The 24,164-nt window shown below is 51.2% G+C and carries 19 protein-coding genes and 1 tRNA gene; 11 read left to right on the top strand and 9 right to left on the bottom strand.

From position 1 onward, the window contains the following. The first annotated feature begins 65 nt into the window (after window positions 1-65). A complete protein-coding gene (locus tag ACYU8Y_RS12145; RefSeq protein WP_460937472.1) occupies window positions 66-1,010 on the top strand; it encodes a bestrophin family protein in 945 nt (314 codons plus the stop codon). A gap of 178 nt (window positions 1,011-1,188) precedes the next feature. On the opposite strand, the gene ACYU8Y_RS12140 is transcribed toward ACYU8Y_RS12145, so the two are convergent. Together ACYU8Y_RS12140 and ACYU8Y_RS12135 are read right to left on the bottom strand one after the other, a co-directional pair. Continuing rightward, the gene (locus ACYU8Y_RS12140) at window positions 1,189-2,250 is read right to left on the bottom strand and encodes a PA0069 family radical SAM protein (protein WP_460937470.1); all 1,062 of its coding nucleotides are present in this window, start codon (window positions 2,248-2,250) and stop codon (window positions 1,189-1,191) included. 115 nt (window positions 2,251-2,365) lie between these two features. After that, complete coding sequence (locus ACYU8Y_RS12135) at window positions 2,366-4,357, bottom strand: ABC-F family ATP-binding cassette domain-containing protein (protein WP_460937468.1); 1,992 nt, start codon at window positions 4,355-4,357, stop codon at window positions 2,366-2,368. A gap of 96 nt (window positions 4,358-4,453) precedes the next feature. Between ACYU8Y_RS12135 and ACYU8Y_RS12130 the strand changes: the two genes are divergently transcribed. Together ACYU8Y_RS12130 and ACYU8Y_RS12125 are read left to right on the top strand one after the other, a co-directional pair. Beyond that, window positions 4,454-4,526 (top strand) — tRNA-Thr (locus ACYU8Y_RS12130). Window positions 4,527-4,937: 411 nt separating this feature from the next. Then, window positions 4,938-7,880: a PAS domain-containing protein gene (locus ACYU8Y_RS12125; RefSeq protein ID WP_460937466.1), complete on the top strand. Its 2,943-nt coding sequence runs from the start codon at window positions 4,938-4,940 to the stop codon at window positions 7,878-7,880. A gap of 296 nt (window positions 7,881-8,176) precedes the next feature. On the opposite strand, the gene ACYU8Y_RS12120 is transcribed toward ACYU8Y_RS12125, so the two are convergent. The 3 genes from ACYU8Y_RS12120 to ACYU8Y_RS12110 all read right to left on the bottom strand — a co-directional run bounded on the left by ACYU8Y_RS12120 (window position 8,177) and on the right by ACYU8Y_RS12110 (window position 11,219). Further along, window positions 8,177-8,578, bottom strand: coding sequence for a DUF2267 domain-containing protein (locus ACYU8Y_RS12120; RefSeq protein ID WP_460937464.1), 402 nt, complete (start codon window positions 8,576-8,578; stop codon window positions 8,177-8,179). A 128-nt stretch (window positions 8,579-8,706) separates the two neighbouring features. Beyond that, a complete protein-coding gene (locus ACYU8Y_RS12115; protein WP_460937462.1) occupies window positions 8,707-9,333 on the bottom strand; it encodes a carbonic anhydrase in 627 nt (208 codons plus the stop codon). A gap of 314 nt (window positions 9,334-9,647) precedes the next feature. Next, entirely contained in the window at window positions 9,648-11,219 is a 1,572-nt protein-coding gene (locus ACYU8Y_RS12110) for a glycoside hydrolase family 43 protein (RefSeq protein WP_460937460.1), read from the bottom strand. A 293-nt stretch (window positions 11,220-11,512) separates the two neighbouring features. On the opposite strand from ACYU8Y_RS12110, the gene ACYU8Y_RS12105 reads away from it, so the two are divergent. Continuing rightward, window positions 11,513-13,255 (top strand): serine hydrolase, encoded by a 1,743-nt coding sequence (locus ACYU8Y_RS12105; RefSeq protein ID WP_460937458.1) that lies wholly within the window; start codon window positions 11,513-11,515, stop codon window positions 13,253-13,255. Window positions 13,256-13,378: 123 nt separating this feature from the next. Next, entirely contained in the window at window positions 13,379-13,810 is a 432-nt protein-coding gene (locus ACYU8Y_RS12100) for a DUF1810 domain-containing protein (RefSeq protein ID WP_460937456.1), read from the top strand. Window positions 13,811-13,936: 126 nt separating this feature from the next. Here ACYU8Y_RS12100 and ACYU8Y_RS12095 read toward each other — a convergent pair whose 3' ends face one another. Beyond that, window positions 13,937-15,661 carry a M14 family zinc carboxypeptidase gene (locus tag ACYU8Y_RS12095; RefSeq protein WP_460937454.1) on the bottom strand — a complete coding sequence of 575 codons (1,725 nt, stop codon included), beginning with the start codon at window positions 15,659-15,661 and terminating at the stop codon, window positions 13,937-13,939. 545 nt (window positions 15,662-16,206) lie between these two features. On the opposite strand from ACYU8Y_RS12095, the gene ACYU8Y_RS12090 reads away from it, so the two are divergent. The 6 genes from ACYU8Y_RS12090 to ACYU8Y_RS12065 all read left to right on the top strand — a co-directional run bounded on the left by ACYU8Y_RS12090 (window position 16,207) and on the right by ACYU8Y_RS12065 (window position 21,485). Beyond that, window positions 16,207-17,424: a GAF domain-containing sensor histidine kinase gene (locus ACYU8Y_RS12090; protein WP_460937452.1), complete on the top strand. Its 1,218-nt coding sequence runs from the start codon at window positions 16,207-16,209 to the stop codon at window positions 17,422-17,424. A 140-nt stretch (window positions 17,425-17,564) separates the two neighbouring features. Continuing rightward, complete coding sequence (locus tag ACYU8Y_RS12085; protein WP_460937450.1) at window positions 17,565-18,275, top strand: TerC family protein; 711 nt, start codon at window positions 17,565-17,567, stop codon at window positions 18,273-18,275. Between the two features lie 102 nt (window positions 18,276-18,377). Next, window positions 18,378-19,073, top strand: a complete 696-nt coding sequence (locus tag ACYU8Y_RS12080; RefSeq protein WP_460937448.1) for a response regulator — start codon at window positions 18,378-18,380, stop codon at window positions 19,071-19,073. Next, window positions 19,070-20,431, top strand: a complete 1,362-nt coding sequence (locus tag ACYU8Y_RS12075; RefSeq protein ID WP_460937446.1) for a HAMP domain-containing sensor histidine kinase — start codon at window positions 19,070-19,072, stop codon at window positions 20,429-20,431. The genes ACYU8Y_RS12080 and ACYU8Y_RS12075 overlap by 4 nt, the downstream gene beginning before the upstream one ends. A gap of 152 nt (window positions 20,432-20,583) precedes the next feature. Beyond that, entirely contained in the window at window positions 20,584-20,979 is a 396-nt protein-coding gene (locus tag ACYU8Y_RS12070) for a hypothetical protein (RefSeq protein ID WP_460937444.1), read from the top strand. A gap of 152 nt (window positions 20,980-21,131) precedes the next feature. Next, the gene (locus ACYU8Y_RS12065) at window positions 21,132-21,485 is read left to right on the top strand and encodes a tellurite resistance TerB family protein (protein ID WP_460937442.1); all 354 of its coding nucleotides are present in this window, start codon (window positions 21,132-21,134) and stop codon (window positions 21,483-21,485) included. Between the two features lie 59 nt (window positions 21,486-21,544). On the opposite strand, the gene ACYU8Y_RS12060 is transcribed toward ACYU8Y_RS12065, so the two are convergent. The 3 genes from ACYU8Y_RS12060 to ACYU8Y_RS12050 form a co-directional block, all read right to left on the bottom strand. Then, window positions 21,545-21,943 carry a hypothetical protein gene (locus tag ACYU8Y_RS12060; RefSeq protein WP_460937440.1) on the bottom strand — a complete coding sequence of 133 codons (399 nt, stop codon included), beginning with the start codon at window positions 21,941-21,943 and terminating at the stop codon, window positions 21,545-21,547. A gap of 202 nt (window positions 21,944-22,145) precedes the next feature. Beyond that, window positions 22,146-23,051: an alpha/beta hydrolase gene (locus ACYU8Y_RS12055; protein ID WP_460937438.1), complete on the bottom strand. Its 906-nt coding sequence runs from the start codon at window positions 23,049-23,051 to the stop codon at window positions 22,146-22,148. A gap of 260 nt (window positions 23,052-23,311) precedes the next feature. Continuing rightward, window positions 23,312-24,148 carry a sugar phosphate isomerase/epimerase family protein gene (locus ACYU8Y_RS12050; protein WP_460937436.1) on the bottom strand — a complete coding sequence of 279 codons (837 nt, stop codon included), beginning with the start codon at window positions 24,146-24,148 and terminating at the stop codon, window positions 23,312-23,314. Between the last annotated feature and the right edge of the window lie 16 nt (window positions 24,149-24,164).

Here is a 24,164-nt window from a genome sequence, read left to right as displayed (position 1 = left end):
TCGTTGGCAACACCTGTTGATAAGGTCAGCAAAAGGGCATAGGCTTCATTCAACCCAGCACATGTATGGTCAATTATAATCCAAAAGATTGGTTTCGATTTATTATCACGTTCAACCGGGCGGATACGGTTCGCAAGCTATTACCTATCTTGGTAGCTGTCGGCGTTTATTCGTTTACTGTCGTCTACATCATTGAGTTCATGGGGCTGAGTGACAACGCTCACCTTAAGAACTTTTCGCTCATGCACACCCTGCTGAGCTTCGTTATCTCGATGCTGCTGGTGTTCCGCACCAACACCGCTTACGACCGCTGGTGGGAAGGGCGAAAATTATGGGGTTCTCTGGTGAACAACAGCCGGAATATGGCGCTCAAGATGGATCAGCTTCTGGAGCCTTCGCAAACCGAAGCCCGTCAGTTTTTCCGGGCTATGATTCCTAATTTTGCCTATTCGCTGAAAAATCATTTGCGTCAACACGCCATTGAACACGAGTTTACGGAAAGCCCATCATTTGGGGTTCATAACCTGCGCTTGACGGAACACGTTCCTCAACAAATTGCCATGTCGATTTTTGGCAAGATGAATGATTTGCAACGCCAGGGAATACTGCTGCCCGAACACCTGCTGTTGCTCAATCCGGAAATTCAATCCCTGATGGATGTTTGTGGCGCCTGCGAGCGGATTAAAAACACACCCATCCCATTTTCATACAGTTCCTTTATCAAGAAGTTTATCTTCACATATTGCCTTACCCTACCCTTTGGCTATGTATCGAACCTTCATTTTCTGGTTGTGCCGCTCGTGGTATTCGTTTTCTATGTGCTCGCCAGCCTCGAAGTTATTGCCGAAGAGATAGAGAATCCGTTCGGCACTGATGATAATGATCTCCCGTTAGACACGATCTGCAAGGGCATTCACAAGACTATTACACAGACATTTGACCATACCGAACAATTAGCGCAGGCGGATCAGCTAAGCAAAACGCCGAAGGGTTTTTCGGTTGAGAAATAAGTACTCAGGCAGCTTTTCAAACTTCCGGTAGATCTATAGTTCCTGATCATGTGTGAGTGGGCCGCTGGTATATTGCTTTTCAATAAGGACCACAGACGGTCCTAATGGTCGTCGCCCCACTGCCCTAGACCTCTGACAATGAGAAAATTAACTGGTTTAGCGTTGCTGTCTAAGACAGTTATACCTCAAACAAACCTAACTGTCCGGCGGGCCTGAACAAAGCGGTACTTAGCTCCGGGAGCTGACGCCCAGCCAGGTATTTCTGACTGGCAATTCGGTGTAATTGTGCGATGCGCTGGGCGTACGGTCCCTCGCCTGCCATGCGGGTTTTAAAACGAGAATCATTCAGTTGCCCGCCATGGCAATCGGCAATCTGATGCAAAATACGGTCGGCGCGGTCGGGAAAGGACTGCCGAAGCCAGTCGGTAAATAAGGGGCCAAGCGCTCCATTCAGCCGAACCACGGTATAAGCCGCCCAACAAGCCCCCGCTTCGGCAGCCTGTTCGATTAACTTTGGAATCTCATGATCGGTCAAACCAGGAATAATGGGTGCCGTCATAACGCCCACCGGCACACCCGCCCCGTGCAGGATACGCATTGTTTTTAATCGTTGTGCCGCCGTAACCGTACGGGGCTCCATGAGTAACCGCAGCGATTCGTTGAGCGTAGTAATCGAGATAGCAACGCTCACCAGGTTGCGTTCAGCCAGCGGTTTCAAAATGTCCAGATCGCGAAGAATGAGCGCATTTTTGGTGATAATAGACACTGGATTTTGGTAGCGGAGGCACAACGCCAGAAGTTGCCGCGTAAGCCGGTAGGTTCGTTCGGCGGGTTGATAGCAATCCGTATTCCCCGAAAAATGAATAACGGCGGGCTTGTAAGAACGCGCCTGAAACTGTTTTTCGAGCAGGGCGGGCGCGTTTTTTTTAACCATTATTTTACTCTCGAAATCCAGTCCGGCCGAAAAACCCCAGTATTCGTGTGAGGGGCGGGCGTAACAGTAAATACAGCCATGTTCGCAGCCCTGGTATGGGTTAATGGAGGCCGAAAACCCAATATCAGGGCTCGCGGATCGACTAATTATTTGTTTGGGTGTTTCTTCGAAGAACTGGGTTTTTAGCAATGGTTCAGGAAAGTCATCGTCCGACAACGCGTCCGGATCGTCTGGCTCGTATCGATGCATCGAGAATGAGTTGGCTGAATTAAACTGTGCGCCCCGCCCTTTTTTGTAATCTCCCATAACCGTACAAATAAAACATAATTATATTTTACATGTACGATAAGATACTAAATAAAAGTGGCTGGCACACATGTTTTTCTGCGCACCAGCCACTTATCAATTTCCTGCACTGTTGTTAACTCAACTTCTTCTCCCACTCTTCGGCTTCGAGCAGAGCGTTCTCCCACTCGTCCTGCAACTGGTTGATTTGGGCCATTACGTGTCTATACTCGTCATTTTTGGCCTGCATTAATTTATCGTCGCCGTATGTAGCTGGATCAGCCAGTTCGACTTCGAGCTTCTTTTTACGGCTTTCCAACTGCCCAATCTTTGTTTCAGCTTCTTCAGCCTGACGGGTCAGACTCTTGTGCGTTTTCTGCCATTCTCTACGCTCGTCGTCCGATGCCCGGCCGTTGGTTGCCTTTTGCCCATTTCCGTTCGACGACTGGCCATTGGTGGCTGGTGCATGACTCGTCACATGCTGCGTCTTTGGGTTTTCAACGGGCTGCTTGCCCGTGCCAATACCCTGCGCTTTGCGCTCTTCCTGCCACCACTCGTATTCATCGTACGTACCAGGATACTCCTTGATCTGTTCGTCTTCTATATACCAGATTTTATTGGCGATCTGCGAGACAAAATAGCGGTCGTGGGAAACAACCACGTACGTACCTTCATACTGTTGCAACGCCTGAATCAGGATATTCACCGACTGCATGTCCAGGTGGTTGGTCGGTTCGTCCAACAGCAGAAAGTTCGCCTGGGAGAGCAATACCTTCGCCAGCGCTACGCGCGATTTTTCGCCCCCCGACAGTACTTTGATTTTTTTGAACACATCGTCGCCCGAAAACAAAAAGCAGCCGAGTACACCCCGCAGTTCGCCATCCGACTTCGTCGGGTTGGCCTGCTTCAGTTCTTCCAGCATCGAATCCTCTACCCGAAGCGACTCCAGCTGGTGCTGGGCGTAGAAGCTAAACGAGACGTTATAGCCCAGAACGCGTTCGCCATCGATGGGTTCGGAGCCTGAAATAATACGAAGCAGCGTCGACTTCCCGCGCCCGTTAGCACCAATCAGGGCGACTTTATCACCCCGTTCGAGCCGGGCCGTAGAGTGTGTTAGGATCCGCTTCTCGCCGTAAGCCTTCGAAATATCATCTAAATGCAGGATGTGCCGACCGGGCTGCTGCGAGAAGTTGAACTTAAAATTAACCCGTGCACTGCTGTCGATCACATCATCGACAAGCTCCATTCGTTCGAGCTGCTTGACGCGGCTCTGAGCCTGTTTGGCCTTGGAAGCCTTAGCCTTGAAGCGCTCAATAAAGCGTTCGGTTTGCCGAATTTTAGCCTGCTGATTTTCAAATGCCCCCTTCTGAATCTCGTTACGCAGCGCCTTTTCCTCCATATAATATGAGTAATCACCGGCGTAATAGTTCAGCTTGGCACCCGATACTTCAACGATGGTATCGACCACGTTGTCAACGAATTCGCGGTCGTGGGAAACGACAATAACGGACCCTTCGTAGTTCTGAACGTATTTTTCAACCCACTGAATAGACGGCAAGTCCAGGTGGTTGGTTGGTTCGTCGAGCATCAGCAGGGATGGCTTTTCTAGTAGCAGTTTGGCAAGCATTACCCGCATGCGCCATCCCCCGGAAAACAACTTGAGTGGTTTACTCAAATCATCCGTCGAGAAACCCAGCCCTTCCAGAATTTCTTCGGCTCTGGACTGGATTGTATATCCGTCGAGCGCATCAAATTCTTCCTGTGCCTTGCCTAATTTATCAACCAGATCATCTGTATAATCGGTTTCCATTTTATGGAGCAACTCCTCAATCTTGATCTGCAACTCGTTTTGCCGGGCAAATGCCTGCATGGCCACGGAGAGGATGGAATCGTCGGTCTGGTAAGACAGCAAATCCTGATTCAGGAAGCCGATTGATACGTCACCCGCTTTGGAAATGATGCCCCCATCGGGTTGATATTCACCATTGATGATACGGAGTAGTGTTGATTTGCCCGTACCATTGAGGCCAATCAGGCCGATTTTCTGGTTTGGCTTAATATGTAGCGAGGCATTTTCGTATAAAGCCCGGCTACCGAGGTAGTACGATAGGTTCGTAATGGAAATCATGGGTGCAAATTTACCAAAAATAGAACGGATACTTGCGTTCTTAAATTCCACTCTATTATATTTGCATTCCCAAAAGCTGCTGCAGAGCAGTAAAAAGCCTCCTTAGCTCAGCTGGTAGAGCACTTCATTCGTAATGAAGGGGTCGTAGGTTCAAGTCCTATAGGAGGCTCTTAATGACCGAGCGCTTAACAAAGTTGTTAAGCGCTTTTTTTGTGCCTGCTGTTTTGAAACTTATTTGCATTGCTGCGAATGATAGGGAAAAGCATACCTATGGACTGTAGAGCTACTCGTCAGCATAAATACCACCCTTTTTCTACCATAGACTCACTGCCAACAGGTTTTTCTACACTTGCTTCGTGCCGTTCTGGTAAAAAATAGGCAGATGAATCGGAACGAGGTTATACCCGGATTTGCCACAGTGACCTGGCGGGTGGCTCCTTTAGGGTTTACACGACTGATGGCAAGGTCAGGTGCATTCCGGCTGTAGACAGCGCACCGTTGCATTTTCAAATTTTGTCGATCCCTAACCTTTTACGGATTTCACGCGTTATTTTGTTTATTCTTTTTCTGGTTTATTCGCTTGGACTCTTTTTCAACTATCCATCCATACCCTTTTCTGGCCGGGGGAGGCCAATCGGGTGAGATGATTCGTCGATTCGACTGGGCAACCACCTCACTGGGTACTCCTGACACCTGGCCCTCTAGCCTGCGCACAGCCGTCAGCAATCTCTTACAGGTTCCTATACCTGCACTGGTTCTTTGGGGAGATGAGCAGATCTGCTTTTACAATGACACAGCCAGGGCTAGTTTGAAGCCGACTACTCATCCGGCAGTTGGCCAGTCCGTTCAGGCGCTATGGACCCCAGCCTGGAACCCTATACGTCCGCTGCTGGATCAGGTTCTCGAGACAGGGCAGCCGGCAACCAGTCCTGATACGCCCCTGACGATTTACCAGAACGACACAACGCAAACGGTCTACTGGACGCTTTCCTTAAGCCGGTTGCTCGATGACCAGAGCCAACCCAGTGGGGTACTCATCCTCGCGGTGGATGTGACGCAGTCGGTACTCGACCGCCAACGGCTGGAATCGGAAAAACAACAAGCTGATCGGCAACTGAGGCTCTACAAAACCATAGCTTCCAGCACACCCGATCTGATGTATGTTTTTGACTTGAACTACCGGTTCACCTACGCCAATAAAGCACTGCTGGATATGTGGGGCAGCAGTTGGGAAAAATCAATTGGAAAAGGACTCCTGGAAAATGGCTACGAGCCCTGGCACGCCCAAATGCACGAACGGGAAATCGACCAGGTGGTCGTTACCAGGCAGCCGATTCGGGGTGAGGTTTCCTTTCCCCACGCCACCTTAGGCAGACGAGTTTATGACTACGTGTTTGCCCCGGTGTTCAACGAGCAGGGGGAGGTAGAGGCCATAGCGGGTACTACCCGAGACATTACCGACAGTAAGCAGGTGCTGCTACGAACCGAAGAAAGTAAGCGTCAGCTGCTGACCCTGTTCGAGCAGTCTCCCGTAGGCCTGGCCACCATCAGCGCCAATGATAAGCTGGTATTTCAATGGGCCAACACGTTTTATGGAGAGCTGGTGGCTCGTCCGCCCCAGGACATTGTGGGCAAACCGTTGCTGGAAGCCTTGCCCGAGCTGAAAGGCCAGGGATTCGATGAACTCCTCAAAAACGTCATTGCGACGGGAACTCCCTATGTTGCACCTGAGGTAGCGGTCGGTATTCTTCGCGATGGACACTTGACAACCATCTATGTAAATCTAACCTACCAGCCTCAAAAGGGAAGTCAGGGCGATATAGAGGCTATCCTGGTGGTGGCTACCGACGTGACCCAGCAGGTCATGACTCGCAAACAGATTGAAGAAAGTGAAAGTAAGCTGCGGGCTATTCTGGCTACGGCTCCGGCGGGTATCGGCGTGTTTGTAGGGCGGGATCTGGTGATTGAAAATCCCAATCAAACCTTTATTGATATTGTGGGCAAAGGGCCTCACATTGACGGGCTGCCTTTGCGGGAGGCCATGCCCGAACTGATTACGGAAGGCCAGGCTTTCCTTCAAATCCTGGACGATGTCTATACAACTGGCAAACCCTTTATTTCACCGAGTTCCCTGGTAAAGATTGTGCAGAATGGAGTGCTGACCGATAATTACTACAATATTTCGTATAGTCCCATTCGCAATGCTGCTGGAGAGATTTACGCCATCCTTGATATTGCCATTGATGTTACTCAGGAAGTTAAACACCGCCAGCAGCTGGAAGAAACCGAAGTTAGCCTGCGGGAAGCCGTCGAACTGGCCCAGTTAGGCACCTGGAGCATAGATGTGGCCAGCCAGGGGCTTATTTTTTCGGATCGGTTGATCGAATGGTTTGGTTATGATCCAAAAGACCGGTCTTACCAGGAAATAATTCACCTTTTGGACGTGGACGATCAGCAGCGGGTTGACCAGGCCATCGCCTGGGCGCTGAATCCTGAGTCAGACGGGATATACAACGAAATATATACCGTTATCCATCCCCATAAGGGGCAGAAACGCATTCTGCACATGCGGGGTAGAACCGTCTTTGATGCTGCCCGTAAAGCCGTTCGGCTCAATGGTACGGCTCAGGATATTACCCTCCAGCGAGAGATGCAGCTGGCGCTGGAGCAACAGATTCAGCTTCGTACGGAGGAGCTAGCCGCCATCAACGAGGAATTAAGCTCTACCAACGAAGAACTGGCCGCCAATAATGAGGAATATGCGGCCATCAATGAAGAACTGGAAGAAGCGAACACCCTGCTCGCTCGCTCGAACGACAACCTCCAGCAGTTTGCTTATGTAGCCAGCCACGATTTGCAGGAACCTCTGCGCAAGATTCAACAGTTTGGTGATCTGTTGAAGACACGCTACACCGAGGCCAGTGGTCAGGAGTTGCTCTACCTGGATCGGATGCAATCGGCGGCTGCTCGCATGTCGGCACTCATCAAAGACTTGCTGAACTACTCACGCATTACCACCCAACGGGATACGAGTTCTCGTGTGGCGCTCAGCCAGGTAGTCGATGAGGTTCTAATCGACTTAGACCTGCTTCGGGAGGAGACCAAAGCCCGGGTTGAGATAGACCCCTTACCGGTTATAGAAGGCGATGCGGGCCAGTTAGGGCAGTTATTTCAGAACTTGCTGTCGAACGCCCTTAAGTTTCGCCGTCCTGATGTGCACCCCCATATTCAAATCAAAGTAGACCAGGTATCCTCTGATCAGCTACCACCCTGGGTGAAGCCTTCCCGGGCGGCCCAATCCTATTATAAGATCGATGTGGTTGATAATGGCATTGGTTTCGATGAGAAGTACCTGGACCGCATCTTTCAGGTCTTTCAGCGTTTGCATGGCAAGAGTGAGTTTTCCGGAACAGGGATTGGCCTGGCCATTTGTGAAAAAGTAGCGGCCAATCATGGGGGAGCCATCACGGCCACCAGCCAGTTGGGTCAGGGAGCTACGTTCAGTGTATATCTGCCAGCCTAGCCTAAGTAACTGGGTGGCTAAGCCGAACGCTTTCAGGATGTACTAGCAGGGTAACTGGAGCCATCGATTTGAGCCTTGGCTTGAGAGATGAAGACGTCCAGATCTTTCAATGCTATTGAGAGCCTGGTTCAATAAAACGGGAGCAGCGGTTTTCTGGCGAGTCGCTATTCGGGAATAGACCAGTCAATCGTTCACAAGGGTAGACATTCGTTTGCCTGCCTGCTGCACGCAGGTGAGCAGATCGATAAATGCATGAAACTGCCGCCCTACCGGCAGTTTCATGCGTGTGTAAACGCTTACTCGGCTACTGGCTTGCCCTCAAACAGGGGCGCATAATCATCCGACAGCGTGACTTTCAGCTTGTGCAGTTCACCCTCGGTGATTATCGATGTCAACACCGACATGAATTGCTTCGTGTAGCGTTCGCCGACGGCCGACTCTACGCCAAGTTTATTCGCCACGCGCTGGTAGAATTCGGTCAGCTTGAATCGCTCCCCCTGGTCGCGGTCTTCGGGCGGCACCTCGCGGATGATTTCCAGAAGGGGGGCGGGAAGTTGCGCACCCAAGTTGTCAGCCGCGTTACCCGCCAGATGAGCCGTCAGTGTGTGTAAAAATGCACGGGTGATGTTGAGCACTTCGTCTTCCGACTGGACGGCGAGGGCCTCTTTAGCCTGGTGGATAAATTCTGGGTATTGCATACCGTTGAGTTGAGTTAGTTGTGGCTGGTCAACTCAACGTTTGGGCAATATGTTGGGGCGACGTCATAAATCCACCGTTACGCACTTTGGATTCGAACCCGTTCTGTCGCCAGCTTTTCAGCCTTACTCTAATCGAGCTGATAAATTTCTTTTATGTGCTCCAGTAGTTTTATGAAGTCAATTTTCAGGTCGATCAATTTCCCGGAATGTACGTCAAAAACCCATCCGTGCACGGTAAGGTCCCGATCCCGACGGGCCTTTTGCACTTCTGCCGTTTTAAGAACATTTATGCATTGCTCTTCCACGTTCAACTCTACCAATCGTTTATAACGTGACTCTTCATCTGCAATAGCATTCAATTCGTCCCTGTGCATCCGATACACGTCACGGATATTTCTTAACCAGGGATTCAATATACCCAGGTCCTCTGATTTCATAGCTGCCTGAACCCCACCACAATAGTAATGACCACAAACCACTATGTGATTTACTTTAAGGTGTAACACCGCATAATTAATAACTGACATGACCCCCAGATCCGTATTGGGAACCATATTGGCAATGTTTCTGAGCACAAACACTTCGCCGGGTGATACACCCATAAGTTCTTCGGCTGATACACGGCTATCCGAACAACCGATGTAGAGGATATCTGGCGTTTGTCCTTTAGAGAGGTCACTAAAGTAATCGGGTTCAACGTTTAGCTTCTTTTGAACCCAATCCTGATTGTTCCTGAAGATTTGTGTAATATCCATTTCGCTTATCTCGTGTTTATTGTTGGTCAATTAAGCAGCTCTTATTTAAACGAATCCGCTTGCGGTCTGTTTACATTTAACTGGCGGCTTCACCCCATAGCAGTCGTAAGCAAAGGAACTTCGACGCGTATACCAGATAGAAATTTAGGCGGAGTTAGCCAGCCGTTCACCGTCGAAATGTATACCTGGTGAAAAAATCATTTGATCCCTGCGCCCGCAAATCTATGACAATCGGCTTACAACTCGTTAAACAGGGATGCATATACTCGTTGACTGTTGCCCTGCCATCCCGGTCAGTAGGTTTGCTAACGCACTCAGGGCTCATCGTAGTGAATAGCCATGGCACGCACCCGACTACTTGCCTGGGCTTTCCCACTCAGGCCGATACCGGCACGGGGAGCCCGGTCCCAGCGAGGCAGAAAAGAGCCATCTAACGGAGCTTCCGTTAGTTGCCTGTACGTACCTTCTTTCGTGCGCCAGCCAAACGCGTAAACCTGCTTTCCCTTACTTTGTATCTGTAGCGTAACCGAAGGGTTACCTTCCGGAATGGGCTGTGTCTGTATAACGCTGCGCGTGCCCGCTTTAATCTGCCAGAGTTCAAGCGATCCCGGCCGAATACCGATGCCTACCTGGTTTTGAGCGTCCCCATACACACACAAACTTTGTAGCAAATCGGCTTGGGGAACAATATCGGCCGACAGGGTATAAATTCCTTTGTTGATGACAAGCCCCAGGAAGGTACCCGCCTGGCCTGAGCCTTGATTGACGAGCTGCAATTGGCCCTTATGAACCCGATACGCTGGCTTGGAAAGGCTTACATCCCAGACCCAGGGAACAGGGCTGAAGGCCTGACTGAAATTAACCGATAGGTTCGGCGAACGTTGCTGCGTAACCTGGAGCGGTGATTCGGCCTGGGTAGGCGTTGAACGTCCGTAGCGAAAAGCAGGCCACTGGTTTTTGTCATCCCAAATCAACTCACTCAGCACGCCCTGACGGCCGGTCATGGTAAAATCGATACCGCTGTAGGCGTGGTGCAAGTAGAAATACCGCTGATCGGGCGTTACCACAACGGTTCCGTGGCCAGGGCATTTCCAGGCTTGATCACTGACCAATACGGGATTCCTGTCGTATTTCTCCCAGGGACCCCGTAGGGTTTCGGCCCGGGCCAGACCAACCTGGTAATTACACTGCTCCCCGCAACAGGCATTACCCGAATAGAGCATGTAATAGTAACGACCTCGCTTGACAATAGCTTGCCCCTCGGCTCCGCCCTTTTCCCAATTGGTCGGCTCTGCCTTGATGAGCGGAAACGCTTGCCCAGTAACGCGGAGTCCGTCGGGTGAGAGTTCGGCACCCAGGATTTCGATAGCCTTACCTTTGTCTAACCCGTAAGCCTTCCAGGTCATAAAGAGTTTACCGGCATCCTCAATGATAAAGGGATCGATCGCTTCGGTCGTCCATTCCAGTAACAAGCCATGATCCGTGAACCCCTTCGTCAGATCGCGCGTCGTCGCTACGCCAATAAACGAACGCTGGTCGGTTTTTCGCCGGGCGGTATAATACACGTAATACGTACCCTGGCGATAGAAAAGCTCCGGAGCCCAGTAGCTGCCCATTGTCCACTGGGGTAATTCGTTAAACACCGGACCGACGTACGCCCAATTCACCAGGTCTTTTGAGGTATAAATGGGGTAAGCGGGCCCCCACTCCGATGATGTACCGACGGCGTAATAGGTGTTACCAACCCGAATGAGCGAAGGGTCAGCAAAGTCACCGGCAATAACCGGATTTGTATAAGTGCTCCTGATAGACGAATGTGTCGGTTGGGCGAATGCCTGTAAGGCTACAGCCAGCGTAATAATAAGGGTAGAAAAATATTCTCTCATTCGATGTCACGTGATAATGGACGGGTCGCCAGGGATAGCAAGCAGGCATTAGCCAGCGAGCCGAAGATAGTTGGCTAACGTTACCGTTCCGCGTAGATTGGCGAATTATTATCCTGAAGCGAAAGTAACCCGTAGCCATCGCTTCGTCCTTGGACTTAGTTTCGATGGCAGGCCGCCGATCTAACCAGAATTCTGAAAAACGAAAGAGACTGATTTACAAAGCCTTGCTAATAAGCAACGAAAGCCGGATTTTATGCATCTTTAAGTCAACTAGCCCCCATTCTATCATTCCTATGCGCCAACTTGTTCCGTATCTCACCGTTCTTACGTTACTGAGCCTTGTTTCTGAAAGCCGTGCTGATGAACTCGATGAGTTCATTCGAAAGCAAATGCAGAAACGCCACATTCCGGGCCTGTCTATTGCCATTATTCAGGACGGTAAAATCAGTAAGGCTAAAGGGTATGGTTTTATCGACAAAAACAGGTCGGCACCGGTCACACCGGCTACCCTGTTTCAGGCGGGTTCCGTCAGTAAATCGGTGGCGGCTGTTGGGGCATTGCACTTAACAGAAGCAGGCAAGGTATCGCTCGATGAGGATGTCAATACCAAATTGAAGACCTGGAAAGTTCCGGAGAACGAATTCACCAAAGACAAGAAAGTCACCTTGCGGGGGCTACTCAGCCATACCACGGGCCTCACCGTACATGGCTTCCCCGGCTACCGGGTCGGCACTCCGCTCCCAACGGTGAGCCAGATTCTCGACGGTTCCCCACCTGCCAACACGGCCGCCGTTCGGGTAGATTTCGTGCCGGGAACCCGCTGGCGGTATTCAGGCGGTGGGTACACAGTCATGCAGCAACTTATGATGGATGTAACGGGTCAGCCCTTTCCGCAGTTTATGCAGGCCACCGTGCTGGAGCCATTGGCAATGGCAGCAAGCACCTATCAGCAACCGCTTCCTGCTGACAAAGCCAAAGCAACGGCCACGGGTCATTCTATAGAACGCGATTTAGTTGAAGGGCGCTGGCATATTTACCCGGAAATGGCCGCTGCCGGGCTATGGACAACTCCATCTGATCTCGCCCGCTTTGCCATAGGTATTCAAAACGCCCTGGCGGGCAAACCCGGTGCCATTTTGTCGAAGAAAATGACCCAGCAAATGCTGACTAACCAAAAGGATAACGATGGGCTGGGCGTGTTTCTGATAGGCGAAGGCAAGACGATGCGCTTCGGGCACAACGGACGGGACGAAGGTTTCGACGCGCTGATGACGGCGGGTGCTGAAACCGGACAAGGTGTCGTTATTATGATCAACGCCAACGACAACTCTCGAATGATGAACCATATCGCCGATGAAGTTGCCAGGCAGTACCATTGGGTGGGATATTCGACAACAACACCGGCCAAACGCGTCGCGGTGGCTGTCGATGCCCAAAAACTCACCGCCTACGAAGGTCGCTACGAGCTTTATAACAATCAAATGATTACGCTGGTCGCGAACAAAGACCGGCTGTTCACTTTGGTCGATGGCTTCGAGGACGAGGAATTCGTGCCCGAAACGACTACCCGCTTTGCCTCGGCAGATCGGGACGCGTACCTGACATTCACACCCAATGCCAAGGGAGAGCTTACAGAATTGGTGTGGAAGAATGCGAAAGACGAACGGAAAATACCCCGCATTAGTCCTCTCTTCCACAAACCCAGGTCGGCAACAGATCCTGACCCGGCTCGCACCCGCCAAATTGAATCGGCCTTACGGGCGATGGCACAGGGAGGCAAAGCGGTGGCCGATGTGTCGGGTATTACACCGGGGGCCCGGAAGGATTTCGCCCAGGGGGCGGGGGTGCTTTCGGACATGAAGTCCCTTCGATTTGTCAGCGCTGAGGCCGTTAAAGGGCGCGGCATTGAGCGACACGAAGGCCAGGTAGATCAGGTGTTAACTTACCAATTTGGTCCCGGTACGGCTCCTCACTATGTGCTGGTCTATCTGACTTCCGACGGACTGGTGACGGATTACGATGTGGTGGAAAAATAAGCAACGGGCCAGAGTCCTACCCGGCAGGAAAACTCAATTCATCGGTCTAAGGACTGGGCCAACCAAATGGTGCAGGATGAGGTTGTATATACTCAGGAGTAGCATTGACAGCCAGAAAAGACCATGACAGCAGAAACCAACTTACAGCGGTTCTTAGACGCGCAAGCCACGGATTACGATCGGGCACTAGCCGAGATAAAGAGTGGCCGGAAACAAAGTCATTGGATGTGGTACATCTTTCCGCAAATCGCGGGGCTGGGCGTTAGTGACATGGCCCGCTTCTACGCCATCAAAAATCTGCAGGAAGCCCGTGACTATTTGGAGCATCCCGTATTGGGAAGCCGATTAATTAACATTAGCAAGGCGTTGCTCGGCATTGAGGGCAAAACGGCCAATCAAATTTTAGGCAGCATCGATGAGTTGAAATTACGCTCCAGTATGACCTTATTTAATGCGTTGACAAACACAGATCCGGTCTTTCAAGCTGTCATAGATAAATTCTTTGATGGTCAGGATGACCTAAAGACACGTTCGCTGCTTGGTCGCCACACCTAGCCCAGCGCTGCCGCAAATACATTCGCAAGATCCTTCATTATTAGTTGGCGTATCACAATTGGCCGATTGCGATCATAATCCTTGCCAGCCAAAATGAGGTTGGTTCAAGCAGGCTATTTAGGCCGCTTACCGCCTATTCTCCAGCCGATACACCGGATACCGGTTAAACGTTTTTTCGGAATAAGGCGTCCGTTCGTAAATGAACTCCAGTTGGGCGTTGCCGTTTTCGGCGAAAGCTTTATCGGTGGCTTGCTTGTCGGCTAGTTGCTGGCGAAGAACGGGGTCTTTGCGGAGCAGTTCAGCCGCCGTATCCTCAAAAATGTAGTTGGCGAAATACTCTTTCTGATCCAGAACACTATCGAAAAAATTCCAGGCAAAAAACGAATCGGCCCCCTGTGGTTCCAGCGTTTCGATCAGGTAGCGATTGGTCGGCTGATTGGTTGGGATAACGTAATCGCCCCGGTAAAACTGAATACGTTGGGTTTCCGTCCGCACCTTCACCCCCGTGTGAATATAATGGCCTTCATACGGACGAGTCCCGGTTTTATAGTCTGCCAGATAGTAGGCCGATACGGAAATCATAGTGTCTTTAGGAAGTGCCTGCATGATAACGCCGTTCCGTTTCAGCAAGGTGATAACCTCTCGCCATGCCTGCGGAATTACGTACCCGCCAGGTTTGGTCAGTTGAAGGTCGGCGACAAACGTGTTCTGATACGGAATGCGCCTGGTGAAGGGTTTGCTCCGGTCGTAGTAAAGCCGCTTCAGGCCCGACACCTCGCTGGGTTTGTAAACGGCTTCGTAGCCCATGAACGTGATCGAATCCGTCCGGCTGCGGTCGAGCCGATAATTGAGGGCAAAGGTCGTTTGCTGACTGACGGCGGCATCGGCGCGTTGTTTGTTGGCCAGAATTGTCCGGGCATCGCGTTCGCACAAGCGCATCACGGCTTCATCGAAGGCATAACTGCCCTTCACCCGTGCGGGATAGTCTTTCCACATGTGCGTTTCGAGCGTAAAACCAAAACAGTTGAACATGGCCGCATACCCGGTCGAATAGCGGGGCGAGTCGTTGTAGCCCAACAGGCCGCTTTCCGGCGTATCTTTAGGATGGTTCACATACGGCGCTGACGGAAACCCTTTATCGGTCAGTTGCTTATCCAGTTCCGGCTGAAACGTTTGCGTCATATAACCCGATACCGCCGGGTGAAGCTTGTCTTTCTGCGTAGCAAAATACGTAACGACGTGCTGGTAATCGGCCCCGTCGCTGGTGTGGTTGTCGATGAAGACCTGTGGCTTTAGCTGCTGAAAAATCACCTGAAACGACCGCGTGTTCTCAGCCTCCGCTTTAATGAAATCGCGGTTGAGGTTCAGGTTTCGGGCATTACCCCGAAAACCATACGTTGTCGGCCCATTCTGGTTTACCCGCGACACACCCCGGTTCAACGAGCCGCCCACGTTGAGTACAGGAATAATAGCCAGCAGCATATTTTTCGGCAGTTTATGCGCCAGCAGCAGATCGCGCGCCATCAGCATACAGGCATCAATACCTTCCGGCTCACCGGGATGAATGCCGTTATTGATCAGCAAGGTGACCCGGTCGGGCCGGGCCGTGAACACCTTATCGGCCGAGAGAAGGAATATATGCAGTGGTTTCCCCACGTCTGTTTTACCCACTTCGACCAGTTTCGCCTGATCGAATTGCTTGTCCAGTCGTTGGTAATAGTCGATGATTTCGGCATACGTGGCCGTTTCTTTTCCCTGGCTACGCTCGTAGGGCGTAACGAACGGGGGCTTAGGCTGCGCGACGGCCAAAGTGGTTACCAGACAAAGCAACGGATAGAGCGTTTTTTTCATGAGCAGGGTGTATTGCGGCTCTAAATTACCCCGAAACCCACAAAATCACCAGCCAGTGTTCCGGCTGTAAATTCTCCGACAAAACAGGGCTTCACCGTATCGATAAAACACGCCGGAAGGTAATGCCGATAATCCACTCGACCAGAGGTTCTTCGATCTGCTATCATCAAGATGAAAAACGTATCCCAGCTTGTCCGTGAAGATGAGTTGGTTGATGTTGTGGCTGCGCAGTAAGCGAGGGAGCTACAAATCAGAAACGGGTGAAGCCACATAGCTCTGCGTAAGTCGCCGTTTCTCCGACTGACATATATTCACAAAAGCGCAATCAGGAAACACTCTATATCCATTTATTAAATATGTGAAAATATTAACTTATCACATATCAATATATAGTAAATTTCCGACCAGAAGAATCATTCTTTTAAACGTTAGGTTTAGCCAATAAGGCATTGTCACCTGATTGCTCCATCGCATTCAGTACTAGTGCCCGATCGTCTTACCTGACGACTACTCATACAAAAACGACCTGGTATTTTTCTGACTCTATGAAACCCGAATACCCAATTGCCGAGCATGAATTTCAACGGCTTGTCGAGTTAGCCGACTTCGATCTGGATTATACGGCCCTCCAGGACAAATTTAAAGACCTGACGACGCTGGCGGCCAAAGTTACAGGAACGGACATCTCCCTGATCAATCTTATTGACTCATACACCCAGTGGACAATTACCAATCACGGGCTGGATTTAAAATTTATGCCCCGTGAAGAATCTGTCTGCCAATACACTATTCTGGAGGAGGATAGCTTTGAGGTGAAGGACCTGCAAAACGATGAACGGTTTGCCAAGCAGTGGTATGTAGCCGATGACCCCAACCTACGGTATTATTTTGGCATACCCCTGAAGTCGAGCAAAGGCAACTCACTTGGTGCTCTTTGCGTACTCGATAAGAGCCCCAAAGAGCTTTCTCCTGAGAAGATTGAACTCTTACGGATTATAGCCGCCGAAATCGTGAGCCGGCTGAACACCATCCGGGAGATTCATTATTTAAAACGGCAGGCATCTGAACTGAATGAATCACGCAAACGCGTAGCGCACGACATCCGGGGTCCATTAGGCGGTATCATCACCATGGCCCAACTGGTCACCAGCAGTGGGGACACGATCAAGCTTCAGGAGATCCTGGAATTTATCGAGCTGATTCAAATGAGCAGTAAATCGCTGCTCGAACTGGCCGATGAAATACTTATTCAGGACGATAAGTGGAAAGATAAAAACGAGCCAGCCGAAGAGGTGTTCCATCAAGTGAAATTGAAGGAAATGCTGGAAAAGTTATACACCCCCCAGGCACTGGTAAAAGGGGTTCAGTTGTCTGTCATTACAGATGCTTCGACCGAACTGATGCCCTTTTCCAGAAATAAAGTGCTGCAGATTGTGGGTAATTTGATTTCAAATGCCATTAAGTTTACTCCGCAGACAGGCCGTGTTGAGGTCAACACCAAGCTAACCATGGAGGACTCCCACAACACGCTTCGCCTTACGGTTCAGGATACGGGCGTGGGCATGAGCGAGGAAACAGTCAACCATATTCTAAACGGCCAGAGTCAGTCCAGCCAGGGCACGGCCGGGGAATCGGGCTACGGGTTTGGCTTACCGCTGGTCAAACACCTTGTCGATACCCTGAACGGATCCATGACAATACGCTCGGCCCCCGGCGATGGCACCCACTTTAACGTTAGTTTGTCGCAGGCAAAGCGCAGGTGATGTGGTTCGCGGAAAAGTAAGGAAGGGGGACCTGACCGTTCAGTCATCAAAAACTACCTGAACATCAATCAGCTAACGCAGGTTGTATCGGTGGGTATTTTCATCATGCCCATAACGTTTCAACCTAACGGCGATACTCCATGCAACTGGCTGATCATGTTGTCCCCCTTCTAACACTGATTGTTCTGGAAACCATTCTGGGAATTGACAATATCATTTTTATCTCTATTCTCGCCGACAAGTTGCCCTCTGAACAACGGGACAAGTTGCGCTATTGGGGTATCGGGCTGTCGATGGTCATGCGGCTGGGTCTGCTGGCCCTCATTGCCTGGATTATGCAGCTCGACCAAACCCTGTTTGTGGTGGCGGGTATTGCCATCACGGGCAAGGGCCTGATTTTACTGGCAGGTGGCTTATTCCTGCTTTATAAAAGCACCAAAGAAATTTACCACAAAGCCGAACTGGGCGATGACGCCAACGCCCCGGAGACCACTAAGGCTACATTTCGCGATATGCTGATTCAGGTTCTTATTCTTGATCTGGTGTTTTCCATCGACTCCATCATTACGGCCGTCGGAATGGTCGATCAGCTCTGGGTGATGTACACCGCGGTGATCGTTACGGTGGGCGTTATGCTTGTAGCCTCCAGGCCGATTGCCTCGTTTATTAGTCGCCACCCTTCGTTTAAGATTCTGGCGCTATGCTTTTTACTGATCATCGGGATGTCGTTGGTTGCCGAAGGACTGCATGTAAAAATACCGAAAGGCTATATTTACTTCTCCATGGCCTTTGCCTTTCTGGTTGATCTTATTCAGATGAAGACCGTCCGCCCCACGAAACCCGGCAACTGATTGTCAGGGGTTCATGCACGCTATTTCGTATTGGTTGCTACCTTGCCACGAGTTGTTCTCCGTACGGGGAATCAATTTGCGTCTTAAACTAGTCTTAGCCGTATGATGTCTGGTGCCAATGCGCATTTGCTGGTAGTTGAAGATGAACCCAAGGTAGCGACGTTCATCAAAAAAGGGCTTCAAACCCAGTCGTATACGGTCGATATAGCGTTGACCGGCGAAGAAGGTAAACAACTCTTCGACACAACAGCCTACAAACTGGTCATTCTGGACGTTAACCTGCCTGGTTTGAGCGGACTCGATCTGGCCGAATATATTCGTAGTCAGCAAAGCCGGTTACCGATTCTGATGTTGACGGCCCTGGATACGACCGCCGATAAACTGCTGGGCTTCGAAGCCGGTGCCGACGATTACCTGGCCAAGCCCTTTGATTTTCTTGAATTATTGGCTCGGGTGAAAGCCCTGCTCCGCCGGTCGACGCCGAAGGAGGAAGAGAGCCAGATCCTGCGCGCGGCCGATCTGGAACTGGATCTTCACCAGCGGGTAGCCCGTCGACGGGGCGAAACCATCGACCTGACCGCCCGTGAGTTTTCCCTGCTGGAGTATCTGATGCGCAATGCCGGACGGGTCGTCTCACGGGTCGATATTGCCGAACATGTCTGGGATATCGGCTTCGATACGGGCACCAATGTAATCGATGTTTACATTAGCTACCTGCGCGCTAAAATCGATAAAGACTCACCCGTCAAACTCATTCATACCCTGATTGGCATGGGCTATGTGCTGAAAGAAAAATGAGCCTCCGTAATCGACTGACCCTTCTGTTCACCGCCATTGTCTCGGTTTTACTGGCGCTGTTTTGCGGACTCCTGTTCAAGCTGGCCGGTCAATACCGGGAGCAGCAGTTTCAGGAACGCCTTCAGGCAGAAGCGACGACGGCCGGCCATCTGCTGCTGAGCCAGGAGCGAATAGGGCCGACACTGTATAAACTACTGGACAAAAACCAGTTGACGGTTCTTCCGGACGAGGAGATCATCATTTATAATACGGAGAACAAACTGGTGTACGAAAGCGGGACAGACTACCTCACGCTCAGCCCCGAAAACCTGAACCACATACGCCAAAGCCAACGGGTGGCCTGGAAAGAAGCTAACCGCGAAATCGTCGGTATTTTATTTGCCAACCATCAGCAGCCATTTGTTATTGTTGCCTCTGCCGTAGACACGTACGGGACCCGCACGGTAGCGAGCTTAGGCAACCTATTGGGTATTGGCTGGTGTATAATGATCGGTCTGCTATGGCTCGCTGGCCGTTTTCTTGCGGGTCGTGCCCTCCGGCCTATCAGTCAGATCAACCGACAAATCGATGCGATAACGGCTTCCAGCCTCTCGCTACGCTTACCCGAAGATGCGCAGGGAGACGAATTGGCCCAGCTAGCGCAGCGGTTTAATCGCATGTTAAGTCGACTGGAAGAAGCTTTTCGGCTGCAACGTTCGTTTGTGTCGAGTGCGTCCCATGAATTGCGAACGCCCCTCACCGCCATTACGGGGCAGTTGGAAGTTTCCCTGCTGGCCGACGATGAACCCGACGAATTACGGGCTACGCTCCAGTCGGTTCTGGAGGATGTGCGCGGGCTGAACCGCATGGCGAATGGCCTGTTGGCACTGGCCAATGCCAGCATGGACGCTTCGGCCGTACCGATGGCTCCCGTGCGACTGGATACCCTGCTGGAGCAGATTCAATTGGAGTTCCGGCGAATTCAGCCGACGTATACAATTCACCTGCATATTGACTCGACAACATCGGACACGGCAAACTGGCAGTTGCCGGGTAGCGAGGCCCTGTTGCGAACGGCCTTTTTTAATTTGCTGGACAATGGCGGGAAATTCTCGCCAGACCATACCGTTTGGGTGCAGTTGATTAGTCAGCCTACGGCCATTCAATTGACCGTTCGTAACCTGGGCTCCGTGATTGCTCCTGACCAACTGACCCTCATTTTCAGCCCTTTCCAGCGGGGGCGGAATGCCAGTGGCCACCCCGGACACGGTATCGGCCTGGCCCTGACGGAGCGCATCATCCAGCTACACCAGGGTCAGATACGAGTCGACTCATCGGCCGAGACGGGAACGACCTTCACGGTTAGCCTGCCCCGTTAACACCTCCCAACTACGTACTGCATTTCTAATCCCGTTCTAATGTGGTTCTAACACGAGCCTAACACCGGGATGCGACCTTTGTAAAGTCAACCAGCAGATGAGATTCATTGATCTCACGGCGGTCTGGATTTGACTATATAAACACACAAAACATGAAACGGATCGTATTAATTGCAGCCCTCTGCGGCCTTTCGCTCGTAACAGCCTCGGCCCAGGATGATCGGAAAGTACGGAACGATCACACGTATTCGACACATAATTACAAGCACGCCAATAAAGCAGCCACGGCTCGTCAATGGGAAAACAAGTCGGGCGCTTCGGTTCGGGCGCCAGGAATGAGTACAGGTCCTGTGGCCAACTACAAACACCCGGTACCAGGTGCCGCACCTGTGGGTGGCGTGGTAATGTCCCACACGCCGGAAACGGATGTAACCCTTCGGAACTACAAGATTCAGCGCGTGAGCGTGCCGAATTCCACGTCTTCCGAGCTAGCCAAGTCCGGGAATCCGACACCTGGCCAACAAACCCCTCCTCAAACAGGGCAGTAAGGTCAGCACAAAAGTTCAACGAATGGATAGCTATCCCTTTTGATTAGCTTATCCATTCACTCACGGCCTGTGTCTCGACAGCGAATGGCTGATCGAGACACAGGCGTCGTGAGTCTTTAGCCGAAACCAGACCCTTAACCTTTTCATAAAGTATGTATTCACCCGACGTAGCGATGGGGCTAGGCAGTATTGTATATGCCCTGTCAAAATCAGACGGCCAATTGCAGCCGGAAGAAGCAAAAGCAGTCCGCCGATTGCTGGCAACCTATCCCTACGGCAGTCTGGCCATTGGGGCGGTTTTTCTGCGTGATCATGTCGGCGAAAGCGTTGAAGAGGCCTTCGCCTTTGGCCTGCGCCGGATGGCTACCAAACGCAACGAACTCAGCAAGCAAACAAAAAAACGGTTCGTTCATCTCCTGCTTCGGGTAGCGAAAGCCCACAACGGGGTCTCGCCGAAAGAGCGGGCTTTTATCTGGCGGTTTTGGCGCGAAATCAAGCCTTTATAAAAAAAGGCAGCCACTCTTTCGAATGGCTGCCTTTTTTATGAAGAGGGCTGCTTGTGGGCTTAGTTGATGGCTACCAGCCGACTGGGTGCGCTGGGCTGGTTGGTCGATAACCTCACCGCGTGCGTCGTCGTGTCCACCCCATTGCTCACCCGAACCTGGTAGGATCCGTCGGGCAAATCACTCAATGTCAGCCGTAGACGAGCCATCGTCTCTCTTTTGGCCACCCGCTGGGCAAACAACACTTTGCCCTCGGCATTTACCAACTGAATATCGACCACGCCCGTCGCTTCTTTATCCAAAGCGATCTGCAGTTTACCTTCCGCCGTGGTGTACATGCCCGTTTTGTAGCTGGCCACCGTGGCAGGGCGTCCGCCGGGGTTGGTGTCGGCTAAGGCCGTTTGGAACGTAGCGATGGTTAAGGACAAGGCAATGACGAGGGGATTGATGAGCGCTTTCATGATGTATGTGCTTAATGATTAATGATCTGTTTTGATAGATCAAAGGTCGGCACACAGACCAGCAAGCCTGTCACAAATGAGTCAATCGCTGATACTTTTGGGAATAGTCCATTCATCAACCTACACGAATACCGGCAAACCTGAACTTGTACAGCCAAAACCAGTAATCGATAACCTACCCGTTTAGGCCAACAATGGCCCTTCATTTAGTCGCTTTCTCGGGTGAATGACTGGTGGCTGGTTTTAAAAAGTTATTGTCGGCCAGCCAGTCGGCCATCCGCTGCGGCCAGGTGTTGATCGACTTTAGTTTAGACCGATCGCCCATATTGAAACCGTGTTTTCCCTGGGTATACATATGGACTTCCACCGGCACCTTGGCCGCCCGATACTTCTGGAGCAAGGTAACAACCGGCCCCGAACAGCACACATCGTCGTTGGCGGCCAGCATAAAGGCGGGTGGTGCGTCGGCAGGTACGGTTTCGGGAACGCCCAGCGGACCGGGGTAAATCAGCAGTTGAAAGGAAGGCTTTCCATCGAGCCGGTCGATGGGATCGGGTGCATCGGCAGCGCCCTTGCCGGGTGCATACGCCACCATTTCCACCACTTCGCCACCCGCCGAAAAACCAAGCATACCCAGCCGATTGGGGTCGATACCAAATTCCGTCGCCCGGCTCCGCACGAGCCGCATGGCCCTGTAAGCGTCTTCTCGCGGGTGTTTGTCAAGCGAATAGGGCGAATTCTCTTCCCGAGCCAGCCGATATTTAAGCACAAACGCGGCCACTCCGATGCTGTTGAGGTACTCGGCGGGCTGCCGACCTTCCGCATTGAAAACAAGCTCTCGATGGCCACCACCGGGGCAAATAACAACGGCCGCCCCCGTCGCTCTCTCTTTGGGTGGCAAATAGACGGTTATGGATGGGTTGTTGATATGCCGTACCCAGTAATCTTTAGCCTGTTCGGGTTCCGTATGCCGGTCCTCGAAGCCAGGCGCACCTTTCGGCCAGAGGGGTATTTCGACCGGGCTTCCCTGCGCAGAAACTACGACAGGCAGCCCGCCCAAAAGCAGAACTACGGCGAATCGATTAACTAGAGATAGAATGTTCAGCATAGTGGGGTGTGTCAAACAATCATTATAAGGCGTCGGGTAATGCTTTATTAGTAGCTGATGCTACACCGAATCAAATGACCGCCGGTTTACCCCCCCAACCCCCTCCTAAAACAGGAGGGGACTAGAAAAAGTGTAGCTCGTTACAAAGCCCCCTCCTGTTTTAGGAGGGGGTTGGGGGTGGTTCATTCGTCAGAAACGAATAACTGTCATTTCCGCGGTTAAGTATGTCAATCCAATTAACCCATGTAGCATAATATCCATTAATAGTCGAGTCGGGCCAGGTAATCATAGTCATACTTAGCGCTCTCCAGGGCCGTTTTCGGATACTCTTCCTGCTCAACAAAAAAGTATTTCACGCCCGACTTATCCATGTTCTGCAACATTTGCTTCACGTTGATCTGCCCCTTGCCAAATTCCGTACTTTCCTTTTTCGCTTTATCCATGTCTTTGAGATGCCATAACGGAAAACGGCCGGGGTATTTCTTAAAATAGGCCAGCGGATCATTGCCGGTTACGATGACCCAGCCTAAATCCATCTCCATTTTAACGAGAGTAGGGTCGGTACGATCCAGTAAAATATCGTACAATACTTTCCCGTCAACTTTGTCGAATTCATACTCGTGATTGTGGTAGCCAAACACCAGATTAGCTTTTTTGCAGGCTTCGGCCGCTTTCGAAAACGCATCGGCACAACGCTGGTAATTGGCTACAGTCTGGCCTTCCGATGGCAGTGATGAGCATACCAGATAGGTCTGGCCCGCTTCGGCGGCCATGTCGATGGAGCGCTGCCAATCGTTGTCGATATGCACATGCCCACTGCGAACGGTCATCCCCAGATCATTAGCGATCTTCTTGATTTCTTTAGGCTGCAGGCCATAAAAATTCCCTTTGGCACTGCGGGCCGACTCCAACTCTTTATAGCCGATTTGGGCCAGTTTTTTCAGTGTCCCCGCGGCATCTTCCAGCATCTCCTTCCGAACCGTGTATAGTTGGATACCTACGTTCTTCACCTTCGCGGCTTTTGCCAGGTTGGGAGCCAGTAGAGCACCGGCGGCTAAACAGCCCGATGTTTTCAAAAATGTACGTCTTGTCTGCATAAACATATACTGGTTA

Source organism: Spirosoma humi (assembly GCF_054776575.1).
This window is presented reverse-complemented; position numbering and strand designations above follow the sequence as displayed.